Source organism: Variovorax sp. dw_954 (genome assembly GCF_018449755.1).
GTDB lineage: Bacteria > Pseudomonadota > Gammaproteobacteria > Burkholderiales > Burkholderiaceae_C > Variovorax.
In genome coordinates this window covers 161,953-175,233 of record NZ_JAAVVD010000008.1, presented here as the reverse complement: position 1 = coordinate 175,233, position 13,281 = coordinate 161,953, and the positions used below count along the sequence as shown (strand labels likewise).

12 protein-coding genes are annotated in these 13,281 nt (G+C 65.6%); 1 reads left to right on the top strand and 11 read right to left on the bottom strand.

All coding sequences use genetic code 11. The features are described 5' to 3' along the window. Nucleotides 1-300 precede the first annotated feature (300 nt). Nucleotides 301-1,074, top strand: a complete 774-nt coding sequence (xth, locus tag HB681_RS15115) for an exodeoxyribonuclease III (protein WP_213955657.1) — start codon at nucleotides 301-303, stop codon at nucleotides 1,072-1,074. Between the two features lie 93 nt (nucleotides 1,075-1,167). Here the strand turns inward: xth and ntrC are convergent, their stop codons facing one another. From ntrC to HB681_RS15060, 11 genes are all read right to left on the bottom strand, one after another. Next, nucleotides 1,168-2,718, bottom strand: a complete 1,551-nt coding sequence (gene ntrC, locus HB681_RS15110; protein WP_213955656.1) for a nitrogen regulation protein NR(I) — start codon at nucleotides 2,716-2,718, stop codon at nucleotides 1,168-1,170. A gap of 23 nt (nucleotides 2,719-2,741) precedes the next feature. Beyond that, the gene (gene glnL, locus HB681_RS15105) at nucleotides 2,742-3,818 is read right to left on the bottom strand and encodes a nitrogen regulation protein NR(II) (protein ID WP_213955655.1); all 1,077 of its coding nucleotides are present in this window, start codon (nucleotides 3,816-3,818) and stop codon (nucleotides 2,742-2,744) included. Between the two features lie 5 nt (nucleotides 3,819-3,823). Continuing rightward, complete coding sequence (locus HB681_RS15100) at nucleotides 3,824-4,324, bottom strand: hypothetical protein (protein WP_213955654.1); 501 nt, start codon at nucleotides 4,322-4,324, stop codon at nucleotides 3,824-3,826. A 128-nt stretch (nucleotides 4,325-4,452) separates the two neighbouring features. Further along, a complete protein-coding gene (gene glnA, locus HB681_RS15095) occupies nucleotides 4,453-5,868 on the bottom strand; it encodes a type I glutamate--ammonia ligase (RefSeq protein ID WP_213955653.1) in 1,416 nt (471 codons plus the stop codon). Nucleotides 5,869-6,013: 145 nt separating this feature from the next. Beyond that, complete coding sequence (locus HB681_RS15090; RefSeq protein WP_213955652.1) at nucleotides 6,014-6,838, bottom strand: molybdopterin-binding protein; 825 nt, start codon at nucleotides 6,836-6,838, stop codon at nucleotides 6,014-6,016. Continuing rightward, nucleotides 6,835-7,713 carry an EI24 domain-containing protein gene (locus HB681_RS15085; RefSeq protein WP_213955651.1) on the bottom strand — a complete coding sequence of 293 codons (879 nt, stop codon included), beginning with the start codon at nucleotides 7,711-7,713 and terminating at the stop codon, nucleotides 6,835-6,837. Before HB681_RS15085 ends, HB681_RS15090 begins: the two co-directional genes overlap by 4 nt. A 16-nt stretch (nucleotides 7,714-7,729) precedes the next feature. Continuing rightward, nucleotides 7,730-8,704, bottom strand: a complete 975-nt coding sequence (locus HB681_RS15080) for a sterol desaturase family protein (protein WP_213955650.1) — start codon at nucleotides 8,702-8,704, stop codon at nucleotides 7,730-7,732. A gap of 14 nt (nucleotides 8,705-8,718) precedes the next feature. After that, nucleotides 8,719-9,519 (bottom strand): polysaccharide deacetylase family protein, encoded by an 801-nt coding sequence (locus tag HB681_RS15075; RefSeq protein WP_213955649.1) that lies wholly within the window; start codon nucleotides 9,517-9,519, stop codon nucleotides 8,719-8,721. Continuing rightward, nucleotides 9,506-10,498 (bottom strand): YncE family protein, encoded by a 993-nt coding sequence (locus tag HB681_RS15070; RefSeq protein WP_213955648.1) that lies wholly within the window; start codon nucleotides 10,496-10,498, stop codon nucleotides 9,506-9,508. Before HB681_RS15070 ends, HB681_RS15075 begins: the two co-directional genes overlap by 14 nt. 74 nt (nucleotides 10,499-10,572) lie before the next feature. Next, nucleotides 10,573-11,304: a 16S rRNA pseudouridine(516) synthase gene (locus tag HB681_RS15065; protein ID WP_213955761.1), complete on the bottom strand. Its 732-nt coding sequence runs from the start codon at nucleotides 11,302-11,304 to the stop codon at nucleotides 10,573-10,575. A gap of 133 nt (nucleotides 11,305-11,437) precedes the next feature. Then, nucleotides 11,438-13,033 carry a methyltransferase regulatory domain-containing protein gene (locus HB681_RS15060; RefSeq protein ID WP_213955647.1) on the bottom strand — a complete coding sequence of 532 codons (1,596 nt, stop codon included), beginning with the start codon at nucleotides 13,031-13,033 and terminating at the stop codon, nucleotides 11,438-11,440. Nucleotides 13,034-13,281 lie beyond the last annotated feature (248 nt).

Below are 13,281 nucleotides of genomic sequence, written 5' to 3'. Positions count from 1 at the left end.
CCGACATGGCGCCTCTGCATGGTCATCCAGATGGGTGGCTGGATTCCACTCCCGCATGGCCCGCGCCGGACCATGGCATCGCATGGTGCGTCCATGCGATCGATGCGTCAACCTGTTGGCTCCGGCCATGACCGTGGCGCCGGCGTGCTACACCGCACACATCCAGGTTGCGGCAGCCCCGGGCGGGGCACAATGGGCGGCGCGGCGCGCCAGCCTGCCGCCGGACGCACGGCCATCGGATGCCTGGCATCGGCAATCCGGCGCATCGTTGTCCAACATCAGATCCCCTTCATTCCACCCATGCGAATCGCCACCTGGAACGTCAACTCCCTCACCGCCCGCCTGCAGCATGTGCTCGACTGGCTGATCGCCAATCCGGTCGACGTGCTCTGCCTGCAGGAGCTGAAGATGACCGACGACAAGTTCCCGCTCGAAGTGCTCAAGTCGGCCGGCTACGAAGCCGCGGTGTTCGGCCAGAAGACCTACAACGGCGTCGCCATCCTGAGCCTGCAGCCGGTGCGCGACGTGGTGAAGAACATCAGCGGCTTCACGGACGAGCAATCGCGTGTGATCGCAGCCACCATCGACACGCCGGCGGGCGAGTTGCGGGTGGTCAACGGCTACTTCGTCAACGGCCAGGCGCCCGGCAGCGAGAAGTTCGAATACAAGATGAACTGGCTCAACGCGCTGCGCGAATGGTTGCGCCTGGAAATGATTGCGCACCCCCAGCTGGTGCTGCTCGGCGACTTCAACATCGTGCTGGAAGACCGCGACAGCTTCGACCCCATCGGCCTGGCCGAGACCATCCACCACACGACCGCCGAACGCGACCAGTTCAAGGCCTTGCTCGCGCTCGGCTTGACCGATGCGTTCCGCCTGTTCGACCAGCCCGAGAAGAGCTACTCATGGTGGGACTACCGCATGCTCGGCTACCAGAAGAACCGCGGCCTGCGCATCGACCACATCCTCGTCAGCGCGCCGCTCGTGCCGCTGGCCAAGAGCTGCGTGATCGACCGCGTGCCGCGCAAGTGGAAGACGCCAAGCGACCACGCGCCGGTGGTGCTGGAGATCTGACGGGCCGTTGAATACGGGATCGGACAGCCGGACGCATCCTCCGCGTCCTCCGCGTCCGGAACTCCGTATTCAACGGCCCTTGCAGCCCTCCAGCTACTCGATCCCCAGTTCCTGGATCTTCCGCGTGATCGTGTTGCGCCCGATGCCGAGCTTCTGCGCGGCCTCGATGCGGCGGCCGCGCGTGCTGGCCAGCGCGGTGAGGATCAGGCGCGACTCGAAGCGGCGCGACAGCGCATCCCACACATCGTGACGCCCCGCGGCGAGCAAGGCCTGGGCTTCGTGCTCCAGCCCGGTTTCCCAAGCCTCGACACTGCCGCCTGACGCAGGCACGGATTCGCCGCCCGCCGTGGATGCAGCAGCCGGCGCCACGGGCGACGCCGGTACCTCGGCCAAGGTCTCGTGCTCCGCGTGCACGCTCGCCGGCAGCAGCACCGATGGCGCCGGGGCGTGCGGCACCGGTCCTTCCACCGGCGCACCCGCGATCACTTCCGGTGGCAGGTCCTTCGGCTCGATCAATTGCGCAGGGGCCATCACCGTGAGCCAATGGCAGATGTTCTCTAGCTGCCGCACATTGCCCGGAAAGTTGAAAGTCGAGAGCTGCGCCAGCGCCGCGTCGGAGATCCGCTTGGGGTCCACGCCCAGCTGCTTGGCGCTCTGCTGCAGGAAGTGCCGCGTGAGCGAATACACGTCCTCACGCCGCTCGCGCAGCGCCGGCAGGCGCAGGCGAATCACGTTGAGGCGGTGGAACAAGTCCTCGCGAAAACTGCCCTGCTTGACGCGCTGCTCCAGGTCCTGGTGCGTGGCCGCGATCACGCGCACGTTCGCCTTCACCGCGTTGTGACCGCCCACGCGGTAGAAGTGCCCATCGCTCAGCACGCGCAGCAAGCGCGTCTGCAGGTCGAACGGCATGTCGCCGATTTCGTCGAGGAAGAGCGTGCCGCCATCGGCCTGCTCGAAGCGGCCGCGGCGCATCGTCTGCGCGCCGGTGAAGGCGCCGCGTTCGTGGCCGAACAGTTCGCTCTCCAGCAGGTCCTTCGGTATCGCCGCGGTGTTGATCGCCACGAACGGCCCATTCGTGCGCGGCGAGTGCTTGTGCAGCGCACGCGCCACCAGTTCCTTGCCCGAACCCGATTCGCCCGTGATCAACACCGTCACATTGCTTTGCGACAGCCGCCCGATCGCGCGGAACACGTCCTGCATGGCAGGCGCCTGGCCGAGCATCTCGGGCGCGGCCACCATGCGTTCCTCGGCCACTTCCTCGCGCTGGCTTTCATCGACCGCGCGGCGAATCAGTTCGACCGCGCGTGGCAGGTCGAAGGGCTTCGGCAGGTATTCGAAAGCGCCGCCCTGGAATGCCGAAACGGCGCTGTCCAGATCCGAGAACGCGGTCATGATGATGACCGGCAGGCCGGGGTGCGTGAGCTTGATCTTGTCGAGCAGTTCGAGCCCCGAGCCACCCGGCATGCGGATGTCGCTCACCAGGACCTGCGGGCCTTGCGACTCATCTTCATTGGCGGCTTCGAGCGCCGCAAGCACTTCGCGCGTGTTGGTGAAGCTGCGCGTCGGCATGTCTTCGCGCAGCAGCGCTTTCTCAAGCACAAAGCGTATCGATTGGTCGTCATCCACTATCCAGATCGGCTTCATGCAACTCCTGTTCGGCCTGGCTGCTAGGGCAGCGGTATCAATATCCTGAAATCGGTCCGGCCCGGGACGCTGTCGCACTCGATCACGCCGTGGTGTTGCTGCACAAAGGTTTGCGCCAGCGTCAGTCCCAGCCCTGTCCCGCCTTCCCTGCCCGACACCAGCGGGTAGAAGATGCGGTCCTTGATCGCGTCCGGCACGCCCGGTCCATTGTCAATGACATGCAATTCCAGTGCCAGTCGATACCACTGCTTGTTGAAGATGACCTGACGCGCCACACGCGTCTTGAAGGTGATCCGCGCATCGCCCGCGGCGCGCCGCTCGGCGAGCGCCTGCGCCGCGTTGTGAACGATGTTGAGCGTGGCCTGGATCAATTGCTCACGGTCGCCACGGAACTCCGGAATGGACGGATCGAAGTCGCGCTCGATGTGCAGGTCGCGCGGGAACTCCGCCAGGATCACCGAGCGCACGCGCTCGCACACCTCATGGATGTTGACGTCGCCCACCACGTGCGGCCGGCGGTGGGGCGCCAGCAGCCTGTCGACCAGCGTCTGCAGCCGATCCGCCTCGTGGATGATGACCTGCGTGTACTCGATGAGGTCGCGCGACTCCACCTCCATCTGCAGCAACTGCGCCGCGCCGCGGATGCCGCCGAGCGGGTTCTTGATCTCGTGCGCCAGGTTGCGGATCAACTCCTTGTTGGCCTGCGCCTGGTCGATCAGGCGCTCCTCGCGGTCCTGGCGCACCTGGTTCTCGATCGCCAGCATCTCGATGATCAACTCCCCCGTTTTCTCGGCACGGGAAAGCGTGACCTGCACCGGCATCAACTCATGGTTGACGCGCCGCAGGAAGGCCTCGTAGCGCAGGGTGGCGAATTCATGGGTGCAGGCGCCGTCGATGGCGGTGCGCAGCACCGCGGGTTCATGAAAGCAGGCGCCGAACTGCGAGCCCTCGAGCGTACGCCGCGAGGTGCCCAACGCATCTTCCAGGGCTGCATTGGCGAACAGGACCGAGCCATCCGGCTTCACCACGGCAATCATCGTGGCGAGCAGATCGAAGGACTGGAAACGCTTGGTGGTAGCCGCGGCCTTGCCGAAGGCCATGGCGATCACGGATTGGCCGGCGGCGGCAAGCGGCCGAGCTCGCGGCGGATGCCGGCGATGTCACTTTCGTTGCGGGCGATGTTGGCCTTCATTTCCGCCACGCGATCCAGGTATTTCTGGTAGTTGCGGGCCTCGCTGCCCTGCTTCTCGGGCTCGCCGTTGTTGTAATCCTTGAGCAGTTCGACCTGGCGCGCCTCGGCCTTCTTCAGCTCGGTCTGGAGCACCGTGCGCGCCTCGCCATCGCGCGCGCGCTGGTCCGCGGTTTCGACGCGCGGGCTGCCCGGCGGCGACTTCACCGCCCCGGCGCTGGACGACGCCGCTGCCGCCGGCCGCGCGCCCTGCACTACCGTGACATTGCCGCCCTCCATGACCTTGCAACCGCGCTTCTGCGCCTCGGTCGCGTTGTTCGTGTACTCGTTGCCGCAGCGGTAGACGCGCTCCTGGGCAAGCGCCGGCAAAGCGGCCAGGAGGACCAGGGGCAGTAACAGGATCGATGCAGGTTTCATGGTCATGTGGAAATGGCGCGACTGGGAAACATTTTCGTTGCAATTGGATGTGCTTGGCATTCGCATGTTCCCCGTCAACGAAAAAGGGCGGCCAAAGCCGCCCTTTTGTCACTGAAGAAGTTGTTCGCTCAGAGGGAATAGTACATGTCGAACTCGACCGGATGCGTCGCCATGCGGAAACGCGTGACTTCCTGCATCTTGAGGTCGATGTAGGCATCGATGTACGCATCGGTGAAAACGCCGCCCTTGGTCAGGAACGCGCGGTCCTTGTCCAGGTATTCCAGCGCCTGGTCCAGGCTGTGGCAGACGGTCGGGATCAGCGCGTCTTCTTCCGGCGGCAGGTGGTACAGGTCCTTGCTCGCGGCTTCGCCCGGATCGATCTTGTTCTCGACGCCGTCGAGGCCGGCCATCAGCAGCGCGGCAAAACCAAGGTACGGGTTCATCAGCGGATCGGGGAAGCGCGCCTCGACGCGGCGTCCCTTCGGGTTGGCCACGAACGGAATGCGGATCGAGGCCGAGCGGTTCTTGGCCGAGTAGGCCAGCTTCACCGGGGCTTCGTAGCCGGGCACGAGGCGCTTGTAGCTGTTGGTGCCGGGGTTCGTGATGGCGTTCAGGGCACGAGCGTGCTTGATGATGCCGCCGATGTAGTGCAGCGCGAATTCGCTGAGGCCGGCGTAGCCGTCGCCCGCGAACAGGTTCTTGCCGTCCTTCCAGACCGACTGGTGCACGTGCATGCCCGAGCCGTTGTCGCCGACGATCGGCTTCGGCATGAAGGTCGCGGTCTTGCCGTAGGCGTGGGCCACGTTGTGGATCACGTACTTCTGCAGCTGGACCCAGTCGGCGCGCTGGATCAGCGTGCTGAACTTGGTGCCCAGTTCCATCTGGCCGGCGTTGGCCACTTCATGGTGATGCACTTCGACCGGGATGCCGAGCGATTCGAGCACCAGGCACATTTCCGAGCGCATGTCCTGGAAGCTGTCGACCGGGGGCACCGGGAAGTAGCCGCCCTTGGTCGCGGGACGGTGGCCGGTGTTGCCGTGCTCGTATTCCTTGTCGGTATTCCACGAAGCTTCTTCGGAATCGATCTTCACGAAGCAGCCCGACATGTCGTTCTTCCAGCGCACGCCGTCGAACACGAAGAATTCCGGTTCCGGACCGAAGAAAGCCGTGTCGCCCAGGCCAGAAGCCTTCATGTAGGCCTCGGCACGCTTGGCCAGCGAACGCGGGTCGCGCTCGTAGGGCTTGCCGTCCGACGGGTCGATCACGTCGCAGGTCAGGATCAGCGTCGTTTCTTCGAAGAAGGGGTCGATATTGGCGGTGTTCGGGTCGGGCATGAGTTGCATGTCCGATGCTTCGATGCCCTTCCAGCCGGCGATCGAGGAGCCGTCGAAGGCGTGGCCGTCGGTGAACTTGCCTTCGTCGAAAGCCGAGACGGGCACGGTCACGTGCTGTTCCTTGCCACGGGTGTCGGTGAAACGGAAATCGACGAACTTGACCTCGTTTTCCTTCACGAGTTTGAGTACGTCGGCGACGGTCTTTGCCATCAAATTCTCCTTGCGATGGGGTGGTTAGAAATTCAGGGGTGGGGAATGCAGTTTCTGTGCCATTGTCAGCGCGTGCGACAGGGGCTTCGAATACGCCGTTTGGCCCTGATGGGAGGCATATTCTCCTCTTTTGGTGCGCACACTTTCAACGCACCATTTCGGGGCCGAGGCGTGCATTAAAACAGTGCAGGCCCTCGATGAGCTGTTGGTACGCCGCGGCCAAGCCCTCGGCATGGCCCTTCACGCCCAGTTCGATATGGCGGCCGTGCTCGGGGTGGTCGACGCTCGGCAGGCTGAACACCTTCACGCCCGGATGCGTGCGCTCGACGGCTTCCATCAGGGGCGTGAGGGTGGCCTCCATCGCACCATAGACGATCACGGATTTCTCCGCGCTGCGCCCTCGTGCGAACAGGTCGGCATAGCGCGCATCGAGGACCGATTCGATCATCGGCCAGGCCATCACCGGAAAGCCGGGCACGAAGTGCACGTCGGCCACGCTGAAGCCCGGAATCTTGTTGTACGGGTTGCGGATGATCGTCGCGCCTTGCGGGAACACGCCCATGTTGAGCCGATGCACGTTATCGGGGCGGTCGGGTTCGTAGGTGATGCCTTGCTCGGCCGCGGTGTCGCGCATTCGCTCGCGGATGAGGGCCTCGGCCTCCGGATGCAAGGCGAGCGGCCGGCCGAGCGCGGCCGCGGCGCACTGGCGCGTGTGATCGTCGGGCGTGGCGCCGATGCCACCGGTGGAAAAGACGATGTCGCCGGACGCGAAGGCGCGCTTGAGCACCGCGGTGATGCGCTGCGGCGTGTCGCCGACGTACTCCGCCCAATCGAGCTGCAGGCCGCGCGCCGTCAGCAGTTCGATGACCTTGGGCATGTGCTTGTCGAGGCGCTTGCCCGAGAGGATTTCGTCGCCGACGACGATCAGGCCAAAGGACCGCGGCCCCGCGCCGCTCGTTTCGCTTTTCATGGTGCTCCCCATTGAGTCTGGATGGCCCTGTCCCCATCGTGCGGCAGGGCCGGGCGGTTGCCGTTGGCATTGGGCACGGTGCGTTGCGCACGCAGTTGCGCCAGGGCGTCGAGGCAGTAGTGCGCGAACCACAGCGCCGAGAACGCGAACACCAGCGTGTAGATCCAGATCGCGATCGGCGCCAGCACGAAGAAGCCGGCGGCAAACAGAAGGCCGGACGCCCAGACGATGCTGGGCGCAGCGCCCAGATAGCCGCACAGCACGCCGATGCCCAGCAACGGCAGGCGGTGGGTGCGCAACAGCGTCGTACGCTCCTCGGCATTGGCATGCTCGGCCAGCGCATCGAAGCTCATCACGCGGTAGGTGAGCCAGCCCCAGATCAGCGGCGGCAGGACCAGCACCAGCGGCGGCACCAGCCACAGCGGCATCGACACCACCAGGGCAATCAGCGCCAGCAGCGTGAGCCCCAACGCCCGGATCACGCTCCAGATGAGCGGAGGCCCCTTCTTGTGTTCCAGCATCGGGAAGCGCCTCGTGGCCACGAGCCGTGTCAGCGCCGGCGCCATGAGGCCCGACACGATCAGCAGCGAGACCAGCACGATGGCCGGCGTTGCCGCCAGCACCACCACCAATTGCGCCAGCATGCCCGAGATGTCACCGGTGAAGAGGCGCCCGATCCAGCCCCAGAAATTCGCCAGCAGCGGCCAGGAATCCAGCGTTGCACGCGTCCAGACGACGGCCGGCTCCCAGAAAAAATAGCCGAGACAGGCCGCCAGCGCCACCATCAACACCAACGGCAAGAACGACAGCAATATCACGCGCGGGCGCAGGCAATAAGCAGCTGCGCGCCAGAAGGAATCGAGAAGAATACGCATCGGCTGCGAGGATACGCTACCGCTCACGACCGACCATGCGCCGCAAGCCCGTCCATTGCTGCGCCCAGAAGCCGCGTCCGTAGTCGCGCACGCGGCCCGATGCATCGGGCTCGACCTGGTCGCGGATGCCGGTGGGGTCATAGCGATGTTCGAAGTCCACGGTGCGAAACAGCATGTCCCACCAGGGCAGCAGCACGCCGAAGTTGTGGCCACCCAGCGTGGTGGGGCCGTTCGACTCGTGGCCGATGCCGATGCTGTGGTGCACTCGGTGAAAACGCGGGCTGATCCAGAGCCGCTCGCCGATCGCGCCGAAGGACAGGCGCAAGTTGGCATGCTGCAGGCTCTCGCTGAGCTGCGTGAAGGCGACGATGGCGATGAACTGCCCCGGCGCCACGCCGATGAGCTGCGCCACCACCACGATGATCGTGTCGTGGATGACGTCGTCGAGCAGATGGTTGCGGTTGTCGCTCCACATCGTCATCTGTCGCTGCGAATGGTGCAGCGAATGCAGGCCCCACCACCAGTTGAAGCGGTGCTGCCCGCGGTGGATGAGGTACTCGACGAAATCGAGCACGACCAGGTAGATCGCGAAGGCGACCCAGGGCACGTCGGTGACGCCCGGCCAGAGGTCGTCCAGGTGGAGCGAGCCCCATCCGTCGGCGCGCAACGGGCCCAGCGCGTCGTCGAACAGCGGTTGCAGCAGGAAGAACATGCCGAGCCGGAACAACCCCAACCGATGGATCAGCGTGTAGAGCACGTCGACGCGAATCGCGCGCCGGTCCGTCACCGCCTCGACCGGTCGCCAGCGCTGCAACGGCCCGATCAGCGCGATCAGGATGGCGATCTGGATGAGCCCGACCAGCACCCACCCGGTCGCGTCGAATGCATCCTCGACGAGGCCGCCCAGCCCCGCGGCGTACACGAGCGGCTGCACTGCCGCTTCGAACAGCCACTGCTGCAGCGCGGCGAATTGGTCAGTGAGCCATTCCATATCAGCCGTCCAACTCAAGAATGCGCAGCGATCCAGGCCTTGTAGTCGGGATGCTGGCGCAGCGTCTGGAAGCAGAAGCCCTTTTCCTTCAGGCCCACGATCAGCGGCTCCAGGTCGGCCGGCGCCCACGGATCCTTGCGCGACCAGATGCCCAGGTGCGCCAGCAGGATGTCGCCCGGGCGGATGCGGTCCAGGGCCTGCGCCAGCAGCTTCTCGTTGCTGTAGGTCTCGCTCGGCAGTTCGTCGCCGAGGAAGCCGGCCGGCGACCAGCCCACATGCTCGTAGCCACAGGCCTTGGCGGCGGCGAGCAGCTTCGGCGACGTCTTGCCGCCCGGCGCGCGGAACAGCGGCAGCGGTTGCTTGCCGGTGACATAGGCCAGCCGATCGGCCGCCTTGGCGATGTTTTCGCAGTACTGCGCCGCCGTCCAGGTGAACTCGCGGCCGGCAAACGCGCCCATCGACGGCCGCACGCGGAAGCGCGGCTCGATGCTCTTGTCGTCGCCGCGCCAGTAGACATGGTCGTAGGTGTGCGAGCCGAACTCGTTGCCCTCGGCGGCACGCGCCTTCCACCAGGCGGCCCAGTGGTTGTCGAGGCTGTCGCCCTCGGTCTGCGTACGCTCGGCGGCGGCGAAGAAGGTCACCCGCACGTTCTGCCGCTTCAGCACCTCGGCAAAGAGCGGCGCCACGCCCATGTGGCCCGTGTCGACCGTCAGATACACCGGCTTATCGCAGGACGTTTGCGCGACTGCGCCGGTGGTGCCTGCAAGGGCCGCAACCAGGAGGACGGCAAGCTGCAGGGACTTAACGCGCGCCATGGTCGAGCGTCCAGACGCCGTGCGGCGAGCGACCCACGTTCACCTGATGCACGACCTTGTGCGACGCCAGGTCCACCACGCTGAGCTTCTTGGCCCAGCGCGAGGTCACCAGCAGCGTCTTGCCGTCGGCCGACACGTCCATGCAGTCGGGGCCGCCCGGCACCGGGTAGTCGTCGGTCACCTTGAGCGTCTGGAGGTCGATGCGGCTGACGCTGTTCGACACCCGATTGCTGACGAACACCGTCTTGCCGTCGCCTGCGGCGCGGAAGGCGTGCGCGCCCTTGCCGGTGGGGATCTTGCCGGTCACCTTGGGCTGTGGGCCGGACACGTCGAACACCTGCACGCCATCACTGCCGGTCAGGCCGACGAGCAGCGTCTTGTCGCCGTTGATGCCGAAGATGTCCGCCGGCATCGCGCCGGTGGGAATGCGCCACTTGATCGCCTGCGTGGCCAGGTCGACCGCGATCAGCTCGTCGCTGTCTTGCATGGTCACGTAGGCCGTGGTGCTGGTCTTGTCGATCCAGATGTGGCTCGGCGTCTTGCCGGTGGCGATGCGCTTGGCCAGCTTCAGTTCCTTGCCGTCCCAGCGAAAGATGTCGACGTGATTGAGCCGGTTGCCCGCGGTCACGAACCACTTCATGTCGCGCGAGAACTGCAGTTGGTACGGATCGATGATCCCGTGCACCACGCGCTGCACCTCGGCCGTGCGCGGGTTCAGGAACGTGAGCGAATCGCCGGCCGAGTTGGCGACGATGAGTGATTGCTCGTCGGGCGTGAGGTAGAGGTGATGCGGCTCCTTGCCGGTCGGGATGCGCTGCTTCTCCGCCCAGGTGGCGGGGTCGATCACGCTGACAGTGGCGTCGAGCGAATTCAGCACGAAGACCGGTGGCGGCTCGGCCGCGACGGCGGTCGTGAGGGTCGCAGCCAGGGACAACAAAAAGGCCGCGATGCGGCCGGTCGGGGAAGCAGAAATTCGCAAGGGGAGGTTCCGTAAGAGGGCACTCGAATTTTAACGGCCGGGCCGGACCTGCGGCTGACCGGGGCAATGGGTGTTCAGTGCTGTTTTTGGCGCAGCGACTCGACCTGTCCAGCCGTGAGCCAGCGCCACTGCCCCGGTGCCAGGTCCGGCGGCAGCGCGAGTCGACCGATCGACGAACGATGCAATCCCTCCACCCGGTTGCCTACCGCCGCCACCATCCGCTTGACTTGGTGATACTTGCCTTCGGTCAGCGTCAGGCGCAGGTGCAGCGGCCCGACCGCCTCGCAGGCCGCGGCGCGCACCGGCTTCGGATCGTCGTCGAGCACCACGCCGGCCAGCAGCTTCTGCACCTGCACCTCGTCCAGCGGATGCTTCACCGTGACCTCGTACACCTTCGGCACATGGTGCTTGGGCGAGCCCATCCGGTGGATGAACTGGCCGTCGTCCGTCAGGAGCAACAGGCCGGTGGTGTCCTGGTCGAGCCGACCGATCGCCTGAACGCCCTGCACCGCACCCTTGTTCGGGCGCAGGCGCAAGGGCGACGGCAGCAGCGTGTAGATGCTGGGCCAGGTCGAGGGCTTTTGCGAGCACTCGGTGCCGGCCGGCTTGTGCAGCATCAGGTAGGCCTTCTCGTGGAACCCCCACTCGGTGCCCTGTACGGTGAAGCGCAGCCCATCGGGCTCCAGCTCGGCGAATGGGTCCGTTTCAACGGCGCCAGCGATGGATACATGGCCTTGCTGCACCAGGCCGGCACACACGCGACGGGTTCCGAAGCCCTGGCAGTAAAGAATTTCCTGGAGTTGCACGATTTCAATGACCGGAAGGATGACGCGAGGCATTCGCGCCGAAGCAGGGATTGTTGCCGACGGCGCCGCCAGCCGGCGGGGCGCCAGATCGACGGGACGCCATCGAAGAGGCCCGCAAGGCCAGCCGCCGGCTTCAGGCTGCAAGCAATCCCTTGCGACGCAAGTCCTGCAGAGCGAGCGCCACTTGCTGCGCAGCGAACTCGCGCAGCACCGATTCATCCTTCAATGGTTGTTCATTCTTGATGAACCGGATACGCCCCGCACGCGCTTCCGCTACCAGATGGTCTGCCAGCGCGTCATGCCCATGCGAGCCATCCAGCAAGGGCAAGAGGCAGCGCTCGAGCGGCGACAACGCAACGCTCTCATGCCACAAGTTGCAAGCCTGGGCGCTCGGGCCCGTGTGCAGCGCGAGGCCCGGCAAGCTGCGCACCGCCGCCAACGCGCGCGGCCTCTCCGTCACTGTCACTGCCGCCCCGAACGGACTCCGGCGCAAACGCACCGCGCCCAGGATGAGCAACTCCTCCAGCATGGCCATGACGAATGGCTCGACCGCATCACGCGGCTCGCCGGTGCGCGCGGCCACCTCGTCCAGCAATACATCGGGCAAGACGGCCGCCGGATAGTGCTGGTCCAGCACTTGCGCCACTGCCTTGTGGACCGGCAGGCGCAACGTGAGCTTCTGGTTGCGCAACGCGGTGCAGGGCTGCTCGGGCCCATCGAGCTTGATGGCGCCGCCATCATCCGGCAGGAACACCCCTGCATAAGCGAGCGAGCGCAGGCGTGCCGGATCGAGCCGATAGCGGATCTGTCCCGCCCGCTCCTTCCTGACCAGCAGCGTCTGCCGGAAAGTGCGGTTGACCAGGAAGTCGAGGTACTGTTCCATCATCACCTGGCTGCCGCCGCATTCGCGCAACAAGGGCTCGCGAACTTTCTCGCCATAGTTCTGCACGAACATCGTCGACGGCTCTGCATCGGCCAGGTAGGCCAGCCCGTACGCATCGGCGCGTTCGACGAATTCCTTGAAGTAGCAAGGTGCATTGCAGGGCTCGAGGAACTCGTGCAGCAGGTAGGCGCTGCTCGCATTGCGCACGATCGGCATCGCTTCCTCGAGCGTCTTCTCGAGCACGCTGTCCTTCCGGGCCGATTGCTCGAGGAACTCCAGCATGCCGCGCGCGAACGACAGTTTTTCTTCCGGCGCGTCACGCGGCCCGCCGCGCAGGATCATGGCGTCGCGCACGATCTCGCGCGACTTCCAGCCCGGATAGACGTTGTAGCTCACGTAGGCCACGCCATTCGGCGCAAGATTCTCGGAGCACACCCGCAGGATCGCCGACTGGACCGTGGGCGGAACCCAGCTGTAGACGCCGTGGCAGACGATGTAGTCGAACTTGCCGAAGGACGCGTCGATGTCGTGGATGTCGAAGGCGCGCAAGCCGACGTTGCCAAGCCCCGCCTGCTCGATCGCCGCGGCACCTTGCCCGACCTGTACCGGCGAAACATCCACGCCGATCGCCCTGCCAGCGGGATGCCGCGCCGCGAAGGGTATGAGGTTGCCGCCAGCCGCGCAGCCCAGTTCCAGCACGCGGGCCACGGCCGGCGGCTCCGCCTCCAGGCCGAACAGGTACGCCAGCGCCTCCAGGTGTTCGGGCGCCGACTGCGGAAAGGGATGGGAGTCGTACGGGACCGCGTCGTAGTAACTCGTGATCGCGCTCGTCAGCTTGTCCGGCATGTAGTTTTCCTGAGAGAAGAAAGACAGGCCAGCAACGCGGGCCCCGGGCAAGACCTAATGTAGTCTCGCGGGGCAAAAAAAGCCGCGCCTGGGCGGGGCGCGGCCCTTCCAGGTCCTTCTCCCAGCTCTTCCCAGCTCTTCCCAGTTCTTCCCAGCTCTTCCCGGCATTTCCTGCATTTCCCGACACTCCCGACACCTCTGACATCTCTGACACTCCCGGAGGCGGGCTGCATCTCAGCCACCAGCGC

Bases quoted from the DNA above. Each gene is read 5' to 3' on its own strand.
- xth (WP_213955657.1), top strand. From the start codon at position 301: ATGCGAATCGCCACCTGGAACGTCAACTCCCTCACCGCCCGCCTGCAG.
- ntrC (WP_213955656.1), bottom strand. From the start codon at position 2,718: ATGAAGCCGATCTGGATAGTGGATGACGACCAATCGATACGCTTTGTG.
- glnL (WP_213955655.1), bottom strand. From the start codon at position 3,818: ATGGCCTTCGGCAAGGCCGCGGCTACCACCAAGCGTTTCCAGTCCTTC.
- HB681_RS15100 (WP_213955654.1), bottom strand. From the start codon at position 4,324: ATGAAACCTGCATCGATCCTGTTACTGCCCCTGGTCCTCCTGGCCGCT.
- glnA (WP_213955653.1), bottom strand. From the start codon at position 5,868: ATGGCAAAGACCGTCGCCGACGTACTCAAACTCGTGAAGGAAAACGAG.
- HB681_RS15090 (WP_213955652.1), bottom strand. From the start codon at position 6,838: ATGAAAAGCGAAACGAGCGGCGCGGGGCCGCGGTCCTTTGGCCTGATC.
- HB681_RS15085 (WP_213955651.1), bottom strand. From the start codon at position 7,713: ATGCGTATTCTTCTCGATTCCTTCTGGCGCGCAGCTGCTTATTGCCTG.
- HB681_RS15080 (WP_213955650.1), bottom strand. From the start codon at position 8,704: ATGGAATGGCTCACTGACCAATTCGCCGCGCTGCAGCAGTGGCTGTTC.
- HB681_RS15075 (WP_213955649.1), bottom strand. From the start codon at position 9,519: ATGGCGCGCGTTAAGTCCCTGCAGCTTGCCGTCCTCCTGGTTGCGGCC.
- HB681_RS15060 (WP_213955647.1), bottom strand. From the start codon at position 13,033: ATGCCGGACAAGCTGACGAGCGCGATCACGAGTTACTACGACGCGGTC.